The organism is Oscillospiraceae bacterium, from assembly GCA_015068525.1.
Taxonomy (GTDB): Bacteria; Bacillota; Clostridia; order UMGS1840; family HGM11507; genus SIG450.
Genome location: SVKJ01000011.1, coordinates 1 through 15,020, shown reverse-complemented (window position 1 = coordinate 15,020; position 15,020 = coordinate 1). Strand labels below are relative to the sequence as shown.

General features: G+C 33.4%; 15 protein-coding genes. 5 read left to right on the top strand and 10 right to left on the bottom strand.

Annotation, left to right across the window (positions count from 1 at the left end):
• Positions 1–2: 2 nt before the first annotated feature.
• The 6 genes from E7419_05160 to E7419_05135 all read right to left on the bottom strand — a co-directional run bounded on the left by E7419_05160 (position 3) and on the right by E7419_05135 (position 5,497).
• Positions 3–551 carry a hypothetical protein gene (locus E7419_05160; GenBank protein MBE7014576.1) on the bottom strand — a complete coding sequence of 183 codons (549 nt, stop codon included), beginning with the start codon at positions 549–551 and terminating at the stop codon, positions 3–5.
• Positions 552–1,658, bottom strand: coding sequence for a DegT/DnrJ/EryC1/StrS family aminotransferase (locus E7419_05155; GenBank protein ID MBE7014575.1), 1,107 nt, complete (start codon positions 1,656–1,658; stop codon positions 552–554).
• Between the two features lie 150 nt (positions 1,659–1,808).
• Positions 1,809–2,465 carry a hypothetical protein gene (locus E7419_05150; GenBank protein ID MBE7014574.1) on the bottom strand — a complete coding sequence of 219 codons (657 nt, stop codon included), beginning with the start codon at positions 2,463–2,465 and terminating at the stop codon, positions 1,809–1,811.
• A gap of 27 nt (positions 2,466–2,492) precedes the next feature.
• Positions 2,493–3,665 (bottom strand): NAD-dependent malic enzyme, encoded by a 1,173-nt coding sequence (locus E7419_05145; GenBank protein MBE7014573.1) that lies wholly within the window; start codon positions 3,663–3,665, stop codon positions 2,493–2,495.
• Positions 3,666–3,681: 16 nt separating this feature from the next.
• Positions 3,682–4,410: a type III pantothenate kinase gene (locus tag E7419_05140; GenBank protein MBE7014572.1), complete on the bottom strand. Its 729-nt coding sequence runs from the start codon at positions 4,408–4,410 to the stop codon at positions 3,682–3,684.
• 1 nt (position 4,411) lies between these two features.
• Entirely contained in the window at positions 4,412–5,497 is a 1,086-nt protein-coding gene (locus E7419_05135) for an Ldh family oxidoreductase (GenBank protein ID MBE7014571.1), read from the bottom strand.
• A 145-nt stretch (positions 5,498–5,642) separates the two neighbouring features.
• Here E7419_05135 and E7419_05130 point away from each other — a divergent pair, with 145 nt between their 5' ends.
• The 3 genes from E7419_05130 to E7419_05120 are packed head-to-tail and all read left to right on the top strand — an operon-like array spanning position 5,643 to position 6,418.
• The gene (locus E7419_05130) at positions 5,643–5,846 is read left to right on the top strand and encodes a hypothetical protein (protein MBE7014570.1); all 204 of its coding nucleotides are present in this window, start codon (positions 5,643–5,645) and stop codon (positions 5,844–5,846) included.
• Between the two features lie 4 nt (positions 5,847–5,850).
• Entirely contained in the window at positions 5,851–6,186 is a 336-nt protein-coding gene (locus E7419_05125; GenBank protein MBE7014569.1) for a hypothetical protein, read from the top strand.
• Positions 6,170–6,418, top strand: coding sequence for a hypothetical protein (locus E7419_05120; GenBank protein ID MBE7014568.1), 249 nt, complete (start codon positions 6,170–6,172; stop codon positions 6,416–6,418). Before E7419_05125 ends, E7419_05120 begins: the two co-directional genes overlap by 17 nt.
• A 186-nt stretch (positions 6,419–6,604) precedes the next feature.
• Here the strand turns inward: E7419_05120 and E7419_05115 are convergent, their stop codons facing one another.
• From E7419_05115 to E7419_05100, 4 genes are read right to left on the bottom strand one after another with little or no spacing between them, the layout of a single operon-like run.
• On the bottom strand, positions 6,605–7,357 hold the full coding sequence (locus E7419_05115; protein ID MBE7014567.1) for a DUF624 domain-containing protein: 753 nt from the start codon (positions 7,355–7,357) through the stop codon (positions 6,605–6,607).
• Positions 7,358–7,366: 9 nt separating this feature from the next.
• A complete protein-coding gene (locus E7419_05110; GenBank protein MBE7014566.1) occupies positions 7,367–10,081 on the bottom strand; it encodes a hypothetical protein in 2,715 nt (904 codons plus the stop codon).
• Positions 10,082–10,095: 14 nt separating this feature from the next.
• Positions 10,096–10,977: a carbohydrate ABC transporter permease gene (locus E7419_05105; protein ID MBE7014565.1), complete on the bottom strand. Its 882-nt coding sequence runs from the start codon at positions 10,975–10,977 to the stop codon at positions 10,096–10,098.
• A gap of 55 nt (positions 10,978–11,032) precedes the next feature.
• A complete protein-coding gene (locus E7419_05100; protein MBE7014564.1) occupies positions 11,033–12,001 on the bottom strand; it encodes a sugar ABC transporter permease in 969 nt (322 codons plus the stop codon).
• Between the two features lie 548 nt (positions 12,002–12,549).
• Between E7419_05100 and E7419_05095 the strand changes: the two genes are divergently transcribed.
• Positions 12,550–14,187: an extracellular solute-binding protein gene (locus tag E7419_05095; GenBank protein MBE7014563.1), complete on the top strand. Its 1,638-nt coding sequence runs from the start codon at positions 12,550–12,552 to the stop codon at positions 14,185–14,187.
• A gap of 15 nt (positions 14,188–14,202) precedes the next feature.
• On the top strand, positions 14,203–15,020 hold an 818-nt coding region (locus E7419_05090), incomplete at its 3' end, for a hypothetical protein (GenBank protein MBE7014562.1).

Genomic DNA, 15,020 nt, shown 5'->3' with positions numbered 1-15,020 from the left:
AATTATTTGTTATCCTTTTTTTCATAAACTATTCTGTCATGCACCTGAGTGAGCGAATACCCTTTAGAAGACATAAAATATGCAAAGTATGCCACGAGTATTGGAATAAGGCTCATTATTATAACAGCCCCAAAATTATATGAAAGCCCGTCATATCCGTGAAAGAAATATACAAAAGGAAAGTTTAAAAATCTTACAAACATTCCGTAATACATTGATATTTCTTCATTTATTAAGCGAAGAAGAAAATGAGAACCCGATAAAATAAATATTATAAGGCCTGACGCTCCGCCAATTTTTAACGGCATAAGATAATCGTATCTTTTTTTAATAATCATATCGAGTTTCGGTTGTTCATAAGCATAAGAATAAATGCCTGACATATAAAATATAACTGCGATAAGCCCTAAAAAGATTGACCCGTATTTCCATCCTGTAACAAGCCAGGCAAATACAAGCCCGTTAAGCAAAAACCATAATACTGCACTTAAAAGATGGTTTTTAATTGCGGTAACTATCACACCGCGTCTTGTATCAACTGATGTATCCATTTAATTTGCCTCCCTTAATAGTTTTATAACAGTATCAATAACATAATCAATTTCTTCGTTTGTAGTTCCGTTTCCTGATGGAAGAAGAATTGTTTTTAAAAAAAGTTCTTCGGAAACATTATTTCTTGTTATATATGAAAATGAACTGAATGCTTCCTGTGTATGCATAGGGTTAAAGCCTCTTCTTACTTCAATCCCTGAATCAATAAGTTTATTTACAAGGTTTTCCACATCTAATCCATCTGTAACTATTCCGTTTTGCCAGTAAGACGAACCAACTTTGTCGCCTATAACTTTAATGCCGTCAACTTTTGAAAAACCGTCTTTATATCTTAAAAACATATCTCTTTTTATCTTTATAAGTTCATCAAGATGTTTTAATTGGGCAACACCAATCCCTGCATTTACATTACTCATAAGATAATTATAGCCTACCTCTTTATGAATATATGCCGAAGATTTTGCTTTCGCCTGATTTGCAAGATATGCCATTTTTTCTAAATATTCTTTATTTGAAGTTAAAACTGCTCCGCCTAAAGAGGTTGTAACAATTTTAGAATAACTAAAAGAGATAACTGCAATATCCCCGTAAGATCCGCATTTTTTATCCTTGTACATTCCGCCTAAAGATTCTGCTGAATCGGATATTAAAGGAACATTGTACTTATCAGTTATTTTTCTAATCTTGTCATAATCGTAAGGTGCACCGTAAGTATCAACTGCCATAACGCATTTTGGAAGATTATCCTTATATTTTATAAAAGCGTCCTCTAAGCACTCTTCGTCCATTGTTCCGTCTTCTTTACAGTCAATAAAAACGGGAACTGCCCTTTCATATATCACAGGGTAAATTGTTCCACAGTAAGTAAGTGTAGGGCAAAAAACAATATCCCCCTCACCTATATCAAGTGCTTTTAGGGCAAGATGAAGCCCTGCTGTACCATTAGATACTAAAAGGCAGTAAGGTACTCCTACATAATCTGACAGCATCTTTGCCATCAAATCTATATTATCTCCCTTACAGGCTATCTGATTTTTTAAAAATGCGTCATTTATATAATCGGTTTCATCTCCGAAAAATAAAGGTTTGGCTATACTTACTTTCATTTTAATACTTCCTCTGAAAAAAGGGTTGTAACAAAATGATTTTTTCGGGACGTTCGGGAGCCAGCCCCCTACATATATTGTTTACTCAATTGTAGGGTTCGGCGTCCCCGACGAACCGTTATTTATTCATTTTGCTATAGCCCCTTTTAATCATTTAATTAAATTTATAAATTCGTTTATAATAGCGTCATAGTCACAGCCTGCTAATTTTATTATATACTTTGCTATAACTATAAAGTAGTATTTGCTTACTGAAGATGCAAGGAAAAAATCCTCGCCGATTTCCGTATCAATATGAGCACCTCCGCATTTATTCGCCTGTGCTCTTATAATCTTACTTATCGTTACAGGACGGCTTCCCTCTCTTCTTACTGCAACCTGTGAAAGAAAATCATTAAGACTTATCTTTTCTTCTAAAGAGAAAAGCGAGTCGGGATGAATCACATTGTCTTCATAGGAAAATCTGCCTTTATGGAAAAGCGGATTTTCAATTATTTTAGGAAGCAGTGAATTTTCCCCGTCACATAACAGCATACGAAGATTTATTGCCATTACATTTAAAAACTCATTAACTCTCTTTTTTTCAAACAAATAGCAACTTATTGCAAGAAGTTTAATACATTCATAAAACTTCTTTTTTAATTCTTCCTGTGTAAGTTCCATAATGATTGTAGCCTTATATTCTAAAAAGTCACATTCAGGGCATGGAGGCAGAATCCCTTTTTCCTCAATAATCTGCTCCGAACCACAACACAAACAAATATAAGTACCTTTTGGAACTTCGCTGTTAGCAAATACTTTTTGCATATAAACACTCCTAATTTTGAGAATTTATTAATCTCTGCAAACGCCTGTTCTTTTTGCTGCTTCGGCAACTGCTTTTGCAACTGCAGGAGCAACTCTTTCGTCGAACGCAGCAGGAATAACATATTCAGGTGTGATTTCTTCATCTTTAATAATTCCTGCTATTGCTTTTGCAGCAGCAATTTTCATTTCGTCATTAATATCTGTTGCTTTCGCATCAAATGCACCTCGGAATATGCCAGGAAATGCAAGAACGTTATTTATCTGGTTAGGGAAGTCACTTCTTCCTGTACCCATAATTTTAACTCCTGCTTCTTTTGCAATATCAGGCATAATTTCAGGTGTAGGATTTGCCATAGCAAATACAATCGGATCTTTAGCCATTGATTTAACCATATCAGCAGTTAAGATACCTGGTGCAGAAACCCCGATAAACACGTCTGCGCCAACAATAACATCTTTAAGTGAACCTTTTTTAAGTTCTAAGTTAGAAATTTCTGCCATTTCTTCTTTAATAGGATTAAGATTATCTCTTCCTTTATAGATAGCACCTTTTGTATCACAAAGGATAACTTTTTTAAGTCCCATGCTCATAAGAAGTTTTGTGATAGCGATACCTGCAGCACCTGATCCGTTAACAACAACTTCTATTTCAGAAATATCTTTTTTAACATATTTAAGTGCATTCATCATAGCAGCAAGTGTAACAACTGCTGTACCATGCTGGTCATCATGGAAAATCGGAATATCGCATTTTTCCTTTAATTTCTTTTCGATTTCAAAACAACGAGGTGCAGAAATATCTTCTAAGTTAACACCACCGAATGAACCTGCTAATTTTTCTACGATAAATACGATTTCGTCAACATCTTTTGTTCTTACACAAAGAGGAAAAGCGTCAACATCAGCAAATGTTTTAAAAAGTACACATTTTCCTTCCATAACAGGCATACCTGCTTCAGGACCGATATCTCCAAGACCTAAAACCGCAGTACCGTCTGTGATAACTGCTACCATGTTTGAACGGCGTGTGTATTTATACGATAAAGACACATCTTCTGATATCTTAAGACAAGGTTCAGCAACACCAGGTGTGTACGCAATTGATAAATCATCCTTGTTTTCTACTTTTGCTCTTGAAATAACTTCAATTTTTCCGCCCCATTCTTCGTGGGCTTTTAATGCTTTTTCTTTGATATCCATTTTACTTTACTCCTTTTTATGCACGCAAAGTGCTGTATATTATATTTAATGCCTTTAATGTTAATTCCCTATCAAATATGTCAATACAATCATAACCTGTAAACAGTTCAGTATCTCCACCCGTTAAAATAACCTTATAGTCTTTATATTTATCCATGGTTTTATATGTTTTTATCATATGAATTACTGAACCGATAAACCCATAATAAAGTCCTGCGTTAAGATTTTTAACAGTGGTGGTACCAACAGGATTTAACCCTTTTACCATTTCGGATTTCGGAAGAATTTTTGCCTTTTTAAGAAGCGAAAACTGATACGTTTCTTTACCCGGCATAATCGCACCTCCTAAATGAATTCCGTTTTCGTCAATCAAATCGAAGGTGGCAGCAGTCCCCAAATCTATAACAATGATTTTACCACCGTACAGTTTATATGCTCCGTAATCGGTAACAATCCTGTCATGCCCTAAAGTATCTTCTTCGTATCTTGTTTCAAAGTCTATATCGCTCTTTGAAAACACCTTACAAGAAATGCCAAGGGAAGATAAAACTTCCTTTATCTTCCTTAACATATCCTCGTTAACAGAAACAATATATGCTTTTAAGTCTTCTTCCTTTATATTTTTAATAAAAGTTTTAACCTCTTTTACGGCATTACCTTTATTTACAGACTTAAAAAATATTTTATCTTCCTTTATGTATCCTGTTTTTACATATGTATTTCCAATATCAAATAAAATGTTCATTTTACGCTTTAAAATAATCTTCGTAGTTAAGTCCTACAACTTTACCTATTTCTTTTAATTCAGCTATAGTCTTTTCATTTGCAGGAATACCTGTTTTTAATTTTTCCTGCATAGATTCAATTTCTTTTTCGCCGTGAGTATAAATTCTGTCATGACCGTCTGCTTTTGGACTTTCTCTTAATTCTTTTAAAAGAAGGCTCATACGGTCTTTAATTTCTTTCTTGTCTCCGAACATACCGTAATCAATTGCCCAGAAACAGAATGATGTATCAGCATTACCGCTGTTTTTAACGTGAGGAGATGTTGTACCTCCTGCAAATATAGATGTAAACATTTCAACAATAATACCTAAACCGTAACCTTTGTGAGAACCACTTTCTTCAGTACATCCGCCAAGAGGGAAAATACCTCCGCCAAGTTTACCGATTATATTCTTTAAAACTCTTGATGCTTCGTCACAGTCCGCTCCGTTTTCGTCAGCAGCCCATCCTTGAGGAAGAGGTGCTTCTTTTTTATTGTAAACTTCAAGTTTACCTCTTGTTACAACTGTTGTAGCAACATCATACCAGAAGTTAACAGGATCGGCAGGCATACAAACAGCAATCGGACTTGTTCCAAGCATTGCTTTTTTACCATAAGTAGGAATTGCAATCGCTTCAGTATTTGTCATACAGATACCAAGTAAATCGTTATCTGCAGCCATTTTTGTATAATACCCTGCTATTCCATAGTGGTTAGAACCTCTTACAACAACAGCGCCTATACCGTGTTCCTTTGCTTTTTTAATAGCAAGTTCCATTCCCATTTTACCAACAACCTGACCCATTGATTTAGGTGCATCAAAAACTGCAGAAATAGGAGTTTCGTGAATTAATTCAGGTTTGCAGTCGGTAACAATAGAACCTTCTTCTATTGCTTTGTGATAACGGATAAGTCTTTGAATACCGTGAGATTCTATTCCGTAAAGGTCAGCAGTAAGAAGAACGTCAACTATATCCTGACTTTCTTTTTCGCTAAATCCTCTTTTAACGAATATATCTTCGCAGTATTTTCTTACAATTTTAGCATCAAGATTTACGTATGCCATATAAATTCACCCTTCTTAAAACATATTTTTTTATATTATACCATTTTTAATTTAAACTTTCAACACATCTTTTTGTTTTTTTTGAAAAATAGTTATTTTACATAAAAATCTATCATATTATGTACTAAAATAAGGGGGACTTTTTATGAATAATTTAAATGATGACATTGTAAGGAAAGCAAAAGAGAAAATAAATTCAATGCTTTCTGAGAAGCAAAAGGAAGAACTTTTAAAGAAAGTATCACAGATGGATAAAAATTCAATTAAAAGTATTTTTAACACTATAAATCCCGATAAAGTGGAAGACCCTGATTTAAGAGCATTTATAAAGAATTTTAAAGGGGAGTGAAAAAATGGATAGCAATGATATTATGTCCTCTTTAAACAGTTTGCTGGGTAGTTCTGATGCACAGAATAAATTAGAAGGAATTGCCAATATGTTCTCTTCCGGCAACAGCAACAAAGAGAGAAAGGAAGATAACTTCTCCGAAGAAATGTTTTCTTATATGAGTAAAATGATGCAAAGTTTCAACAGACACGACAACAGAATTGACCTGCTTTATTCCATTAGACCGTATTTAAAAGAAAAAAGAGCGGGAAATGTTGATATGGCAATAAGAATTATAAGATTAATGAATATAGCCAGAGATTTTAATTTAAAGGATGTTAAAAATGTATCAGACATATAAAAGTGAAGAAATAAAGCCTAAAAGAGAAGAAAAACTAATTCCGAAAGAAGTTTCAGGATGTGACAAAAAAGAGATACATAAAGAAATAAAAAATAGTAATAACAGTCTTTTCGGCAGTCTTGACAACGAGGATATATTGATATTGGGACTGCTACTTATACTTTATTTCGAAGACTGCAAAGATAATATGCTTATGATTGTACTTGTTGCACTTTTATTTATTAAGGATTAAATTTGGAGATGTTAAAAAACTCCAGACCGATTGTAGGGGGAGGGCCTTAAGTGCCCTCCCGTAAATGCAAAAGGCAAAATGAAGGTAAAGATTTTTAAAAAAATCTTTAGAATTTATACTTTTTGATATGAACGAATTTTTCCTATCTCCTAAAAAGGGTGTTCAAAATTTGAACACCTTCTTTTTTTATGAAACCGAATATTTTTTTATCGTATAGTGAACGTAAACATTTAGTAAAAGCGATATAAAAGAAAAAGCCACAACACCTGCCAGAAAATATCCCAAAATGGTATTTAAAGAAAATATCAAAGCACCTGATAAGGCAATCAGAATAATCAAAAGGATATTTTGCGGTAATAAAATAATTGTAAACATAAGTGCTTTTTCATAAATCTTAAAAACTGAAATTTTATAGTTAAGCATAAGCTGATATACATACATATTCATTATAAGAAACACGAAAAACGTTATATACAATAATATTTTTAGAGCCGTATTTCCTGCCTGTACCACAACATAAAATTTATAATTAACTGTGAAGACATAGACTACAATAATGTTTACAAGAAAAATTATCATACTCTGTTTAAAATTATCCTTCATAGCATCAAAAATATCCGATGTAAATACCGCTTCATTCTTTGCAAATAATGACATAACATTATTTATCCCGACAGAAAAAGGCGGAATTCCGAGAATAACAATTATTATAAATGATAATATATCATAAATATATCCATATCCTTCACTGATATTAAGTTCATTTTTTATGCACAAAAGAAATATGGCAAGAGGTACAAAAGCAAGAAGATTAATTATATTAATAAAAAACAACTTTTTTAAGTTTGTTCCTGCAACAAAGAAAAATTGCTGCCTTGCATTTCGTGGCTTTTCGTTTTTTGGTACACCCTTTCCGGGTTTTAAATAACTGTTAAACATTTTTACTACCTATCTGGTTGTAATACTAACCGTGTTTGTATCTGCGTCCCAGTAAACTGATGCGCCTATATTTTCTGCCAAAAATCTAAGAGGTATCAGTGTTCTTGAATTATAAAGCATAGGAGCAGCATCGCTTTTTATAATTTTACCATCGACTTCTATGTCACTGTTGCCAATTACCATAACAATCTTTTTGCCATCTTTTGATGCAGTGACAGTCTGAGTGTCATCCTGCCAGTCAACCTGCATTCCGAGTGCTTCGCAAATTACTCTGAAAGGAACTAAAAGTCTATCGTTTACAAGAACAGGTGCGACATCAAATGAAAGTTTGCTATTGTCTACATATATCTTATATTCTTCCGAAGAACCATTATTATAGACTCTTACTTCAAATATGCCTGTTGATTCTCTTATATTATCTTCATTTACAATTTTTATATATCTTGCTTTCTTAGGAATAAATTCCGTTACAGTATTACTGCCGATTGTTGATGAAGATGCGACTTTTAAATATGTTTTATCGTCATCAGAAACGTAAATTCCATAATTTTTCGCGCAATTATTATAATCCCATAAAATTTCAACAGTATCAAATTCCTGCCTGTCACCTAAATCTATTTTATAATACGAATTAGTTTCCATACTGCTTATCCATTTTGTAACAGTTGAATTATCATTTGCAAGGAAAGGATTCCCGCTGGAAGCATAAACCTGCTTACCGTCACTTATGTTAACAGGTTCATAATATAATTCCGCCTCCTTGACAGAAGATGGAGAGAAAAGTGAAAATTTAAAATATCTGCCCTTTACAGCGCCAAAATCAACCACATCGCCTGAAGATGAAACTATGTCAGTATAACTTAAATTATCATTTGAATAAGAAATTTTATAGGTTTGGTCTGATTTTAAAATTGCTCTGTTTACATTTACAGGTTTACCTAAATCTACAACTATTTCAGAAACTCCTTGTGTGACAGTATGAATTCCACCATCCGTCAGGGCTTTATTTTCAATCCCGTCTGCAAATGCATTTTTTGTAAGTGCAAGATTAAGTCTGTCTCTCATTTCTTTCGCGGCACGGATAGTATTTCCCGATTCGTAAATATACCATGTCCACAATCTTCCGTTATTCATATATTTATCTTCCATAGTTGCCAACTGTTCATTAACCCTTAATCTATCCCCCATTTTTGCAGAAATTATACCCGTTGCCATCCATGGAAAATCAGTTTCTTTCACTCTTGCAACCCTGTTAGGCTGTTCTGCATTAAACTTATTATAAAGTTTAATTGCACGGAGAGAATCAAAATCAATAATATCATACATTATAGGAAATACCTGACTTACTGCATCACCGTAAAATGTGTTCCACTCCGTAAGCCTTACCTTGTTTGGCGTTATGTAATAAATGTATTCTTCACTGTCAGGCATATACATACTCTCTAAGCCTGTCTGACTCATATTAAGATATTCTTTGTAAAATTCCGTTTTCAAATTATCTTTAAAAACATTTTCTTCAAGATAAACCATATCTTTGAGCGCCGAAAGCACCTGAACATTATCCTGAAGGTATTTTGTTCTGTGACCATCCTGATTTTTGGCTTCAGTCAGTCCGTCCTCTTTCATCGTAGCAACAGCGGCAGAATCAAAAGCAAGTTCCAGATCAGCTTTTCTGTCAATAATAAACTTGGCATCACCCGAAACATCATAAAGTTTTTTAACAAGCATTATAAATGTTGTACCTCTGGAATCAGATGCAGAGTAATCACCTGTTGACCAGTAATCAGTATAATCATTTGCATTTACGTTTCTTGTGTAAATTGTTCCCGTAAGACCATATTTATCAGGTTCTCTGTTGATATGTCTTAAATACCAGTCCACCCATCTTTTTACAACTGTTATATTTTCTTCTGATGGTATATCTAAAAGTCCTATTAAACCAAGAGTTGTAAAATACGGTTCTATGGTGTAATATGTTTTGTCAGTTTTTGTATCCTTCTGAGGATGATTTTTATTTCTTACTATTGCACCGTCAATCGGACTTTCCGGGCAAATAATTTGTTGCTCTTTTATCCAGTTGGATTCATTTTCCATTATTTCTGAATAGTCAACAAATTTAATTTCGCTTTTAATATTTATTATCTCATCAGGTATATCTTCCCCTTCAATGACTCTTCCCTTTATATCGGGCATTGTATCAAAAACTTCTATTTCCTCTACATATCCAATATTTTTATTTGCATTTCCGCTTGGGTCAACAGCAGCAATAACAGTAAACCTTAAGTATCGTGCTGTTACTTTTTCAAATTCATAAGAGCCTTTAAAATGCTTTTCGTCAATAATTTCAGGGCAGGTATTGTTTGTATCGTCCTTATACGAAAGGGTTTCCCAGTCAACCCCATTTTTTGACGCTTCTATTTTATAGCCTTTTAATCTTTGTACTTTGCTCGTATTGACCTCATAAACATCAAGTTTATTAAAAGAAACGGCTTCTTTAAAATCAAATTTCATCCACGTGTTTTTTCTTATCTGCCACGCCTCAGAATGTTTTGAAACAAACTTAATCCCATCATTTACGAGAAGATGGTCATTTGATGAACGCAGTGTAAGCGGAGTTAACTCTGCATGAGCAGCAATATTCTGATATGCCGAAGCATCGACAAAAGTAAAACTTTGTATTAAAATAAATATTGAAGTAACTATGCATAATATATTTTTATTCATACTAACCTCCTGTTTTAACCTTTTACCGCACCTACCATTATACCTTTTACGAAGTATTTTTGCAAGAAAGGATATAGGAACAAAATCGGAATTGTAGAAACTATAATTGTAGCATACTGAATAGTTTCAGAAATTTGCTCCTTATCAGCAGTTACTGTATCCTGCATCATCTGGTCGGTATTATTAGATATAAGAATTTCTCTTAAGAAAAGCTGAAGAGGGAATTTATCCCTGTCTGTTATGTAAATCATAGCATTAAACCATGAGTTCCAGTGTCCGACTGCATAGTACAATGTTACAACTGCAATTGTAGGAAGTGCAAGAGGGAACAAAATTTTAAACAATATAACAAAATCATTTGCTCCGTCTATCTTTGCCGCCTCTTCAATGCTGTCGGGCATATTCTGAAAAGTCGTTTTTAAAATCATAAGATTGTATGTGCTTATGGCAGTAGGTAAAATAAGAACCCACCTGCTGTTTAAAAGTCCAAGATTTTTTATAACAAGAAAATGTGGTATCAAACCGCCTCCAAAAAACATTGTTATAACAATCATCGTTGTAAGAGCCTTTTTCCAGTAAAAATTCTTTCTTGAAATTCCGTAAGCAGCAATACATGTCATAATAATATTTACTATTGTACCCACTCCGACATAAAACAAAGTATTCATATATCCTACATATATATCCCTGTTTTCAAAAACAGCTTTATACGCGGCAAGAGAGAACCCTACCGGTTTATACACAATTCCTGAATATGCAGTAAGTTCTTGTGCATTACTGAAAGAAACAAACAAAACATACAAAAACGGATATAAAGCCACAAGTGATAGTACCGAAAGTATAATCACATTAAACGTATCAAAAATTTTAGAGCCTATTCCTCTTTTAATTGTCATTTTCATTATCCTCCTTTTAAGCAGATGCGTTGGCACTCGGAAGTCGAACCCCTGATTACCACAAACTTGACTCACTGAATTTTTTACTTAATGTATTTGTTGAAACCACAAGTAAAAGATTAACAAGAGAGTTAAACAATCCAACTGCCGTACTGAAACTGTAGTCTGCATTTATAAGACCTCTTCTGTAAACAAATGAGGATATAACATCGGCTGTTTCATAAGTGTTTTCATTATATAATAGAATTACTTTTTCTGAACCCTGGGACATAAACTTACCCATATTAAGAATAAGTAAAACTATAATCGTTGGTAAAATTGAAGGAAGAGTTACATGTAAAAACTGTTTAAATCTCCCTGCTCCGTCAATACTTGCCGCTTCGTAAAGTTCGGGATCGACTGCCGTTAGTGCCGCAAGATATATAATTGAATCCCAACCTAAATTCTGCCATATACCTGTAATAGTATATATCGTTCTGAAATATTTCTGATCAAGTAAAAAACTTGTTCTTTCTCCGCCAAACATTGCAATAATATCATTGATAAGTCCGGAATGTGATGTAAATTCTACAACCATACCGCAAATAACAACTACTGAAATAAAATGCGGAAGATATGTAATCGACTGAACTGTCTTTTTAAAAAACTTACTTCTTACTTCGTTTAATAAAAGTGCAAGGATAATTGGGAAAGGAAAACCGAAAACAAGATGATATAAACTAAGAAGAAGAGTGTTTCTTATAATTCTCCATGCATAAATATCATTAAAGAAATTTTTAAAATGCTCAAGCCCTACCCAGTCGCTTCCGCTGATACCCTTTGCAACACTGAAATCTTTAAATGCCATAATTATTCCATACATTGGTGCATAATGGAATATTACATAGTAGGCAACAACAACCGTCATCATCCATATTACAATATAATTCTTCTGATAGTCATTTTTTATTTTCTGCCAAGTGCTTTCACTTCGTGGGCACAAGGTTTGCTGTTTAATATTTTTTTCTGATTTTGCAAGTGTCATAACTCAGTTCCGATATTACGGAATCCGCCTCCCTTTCATTTTTATCTTAAGCAGATGCGTTAGTATCCAAACTCGTTTCTTGTCGGATTTTTTCGCCACTGCATCGTTAAAATACTCGCAAATATGTTAATATTCGCTGTGTTTTTGCCTTGCATTGTCTGAAAAAATCCAGACAATAAATTCAAGGAACCATAAACCTTTTAAATTCGAGATTTTTTTAGACGGAAGATTTCGATAATACGAGGTATATCGGAAGCGACAACGACAAAAAAGCCGGATTTTAAAGGTTTTGGCGAGTTCGGATATTAACGCATCTGCTTAAACTAATTATATCAACAAGAAAAAAACGTGTAAATCTTCATTTTTTAGAATTAATATTTAAAACCTTGAATTACAACGATGATGTAGTAAGATATAAAATTCATCATAAAAAAAGGTTTAAATTTTGATAATTCAGTCTAAAAAATGAAGATTTACACAAGAAATTCGTTGTGGTAGCATTATAATGTAAGATTGTATAAAAACAAAATCAGGAAAGGATTTTTACTATGAAAAAAGTATTTACAAAAAGTTTATTATTACTTCTTGTTTCGGCGCTTGTAATTGCCGGATTTTCAGGATGCAAAAATGAAGGAAGTTCTTCTGCTTTTGAGGGCGAAATAAAATTCCCTCTTTCCAAAACAGCAAAACTTACTTATTGGGTTCCGCTTTCCGGCTCGGTAGGTGTAGTTGATAATTTTAATGAAATGGGAATGTATAAAGAACTTCAAAAAAGAACAAATGTAGAAATTGAATTTATACATCCTGTTCAGAGTAACGTATCTGAACAGTTTAATATAATGATTGCTTCGGGTTCGTATCCTGATATAATAGATGGAATGAGTTATTATCCCGGCGGACTTACAAAAGCATATGACGATGGAGTTGTTATAAGATTAAACGATTTATTAAAATCTCACGCTCCGAACCTTTCAAAAATATATGAAGAATATCCGTTTTTACTGCCTTACGTGCTTGAAGAAGACGGAACTCATCTTGTATTTCCTCTTTTAAGAGGTGGTGCAGTTCTTCGTCAGGGTAACGGTCCTATTTTCCGTAAAGACTGGCTTAGCGAACTTAACCTAAGCGTACCCGAAACTATTGACGACTGGACAAATACTTTAAGAGCATTTAAAACAAAGAAAAATGCAAAAAGACCTCTTATTTTAACAACTTCTGATTTAAAGAAAGATGTTATGATTGGTGCATATGGTATCAAATATGACTTTTTTGTTGATAACGGGGAAGTTAAATACGGACCATTTGACCCAAGATACAAAGATTATCTTACTTTGTTAAACAGTTGGTATAATGAAGGACTTTTAGATAAAGAATTCAGTACACTAAGCAGTAAAATAGTTGATTCTTCTATTTTAAACAACGAAGGCGGAGCATATATCGGTGTTTTAGGAAACGGTCTTCAAAGATATCTGACACTTACAAAAGATGCTAATTTCGCTCTTCAGCCTGTTGCCTACCCTGTTTTACAAAAAGGCGATAAACAAACTATCGAAACACTTTCAAGCGTTGTAGGAAGTAAAAACTGTGCAATATCAAAAGACTGTAAAAATCCTGAACTTGCAGTTGCATGGCTGGATTATGCTTATGGCAAAGAAGGACATTTTATATATAATTTCGGTGTTGAAGGCGAAAGTTACGAAATGAAAAACGGAGTGCCTACATTTACCGAACTTCTAACCAATAACCCTGAGGGTAAACCTTTCTCAACAATGGGAAGAACTTATGCAAGAAGTTTCGGAAGCGGTCCGTTTGTTCTTGATACAAGATACGGAGAGCAGTTCTTCTCTATGCCTGTACAAAAAGAAGCAGTTGATATCTGGGGAAAATTCTCAAAAGAAGCAGAAGAAGCACGCCACAACTTTGTCGGAGTTCTTAACACCGAAGAAATCAAGGCAACAACCTCCAAACTTAATTCGATAAAAACTTATGTTGACGAACATTTTGTTAAATTTGTTATGGGAACTTATCCTCTTGACGATTTTGACAAATATATAGCTCAACTTGAAAAAATGGAAATAAAAGAAGTTCTTAAAGTGTATCAGCAGGCTCAGGACAGATTTGTCAAACAGTATCCCGATTACATTATCCCGCACGATACAGATATAAGCAAATTATTCTCAGAATAATTACGGTGTAAAAATATGAATATCAGCAGTTTGTTTAATAAAAATACGGTTATAAGAAAGAGTAATGTATTTAAATATCTATTGATATCTTACATTATTGTGTTTCTTGTACCACTTTTGATAAATATTGCCACATATATAAATGTTATAAATGTTGTAAAAAGCGAAACTGCTGAGAAAAATCTTATTATTTCAGAACAACTTAAAACCTCTGCAGAGCAGATGCTTATAAGAGTAGAAAATGTCAAATCTCTTATAAACGAAAATGAAACCCTTTTAAAAACAAATTTTACAACCGAAAATATAAATTCCTATGAACGTGTGGAACTTTTAAAAATTATATCCAAACTGAACAGTTATAAAGTTTCAGACAGCGATTTTTTGGAGGATATATACCTTTTAAGAAGCGACTGCAATCTTGCGATGGGTACAAACGGCTTGTATACAACCGAAAGATTATATAAAACCCACTTTGCAAATACTGATATAGAATACCCTCAATTTTTATCAATGATTGAAAAGTCTGAAAGAATATATAAGCCTTATAAAGAGGTATCGGTTGATGGTATTTCCAACAATTCCATTATGTGTATTCTTCCTCTTGAAAGTAAATTTCAGGATATGGGATGGGACAATCTGATTTTAACTATTCCACGCACAAGATTTGCAAGAGAAATCAAAACCGTAAAAGAATATCCCGGTACCGAAATATTTATAATAAATAAAAACAATGAATTTATAACTCTTTCGGGAATTTTGAGAAAAGTAGATATAACCTACAGTGAACTTCTTAATGAAAAAAATATATTCAACAAAAAACTAAACGGGCAAAA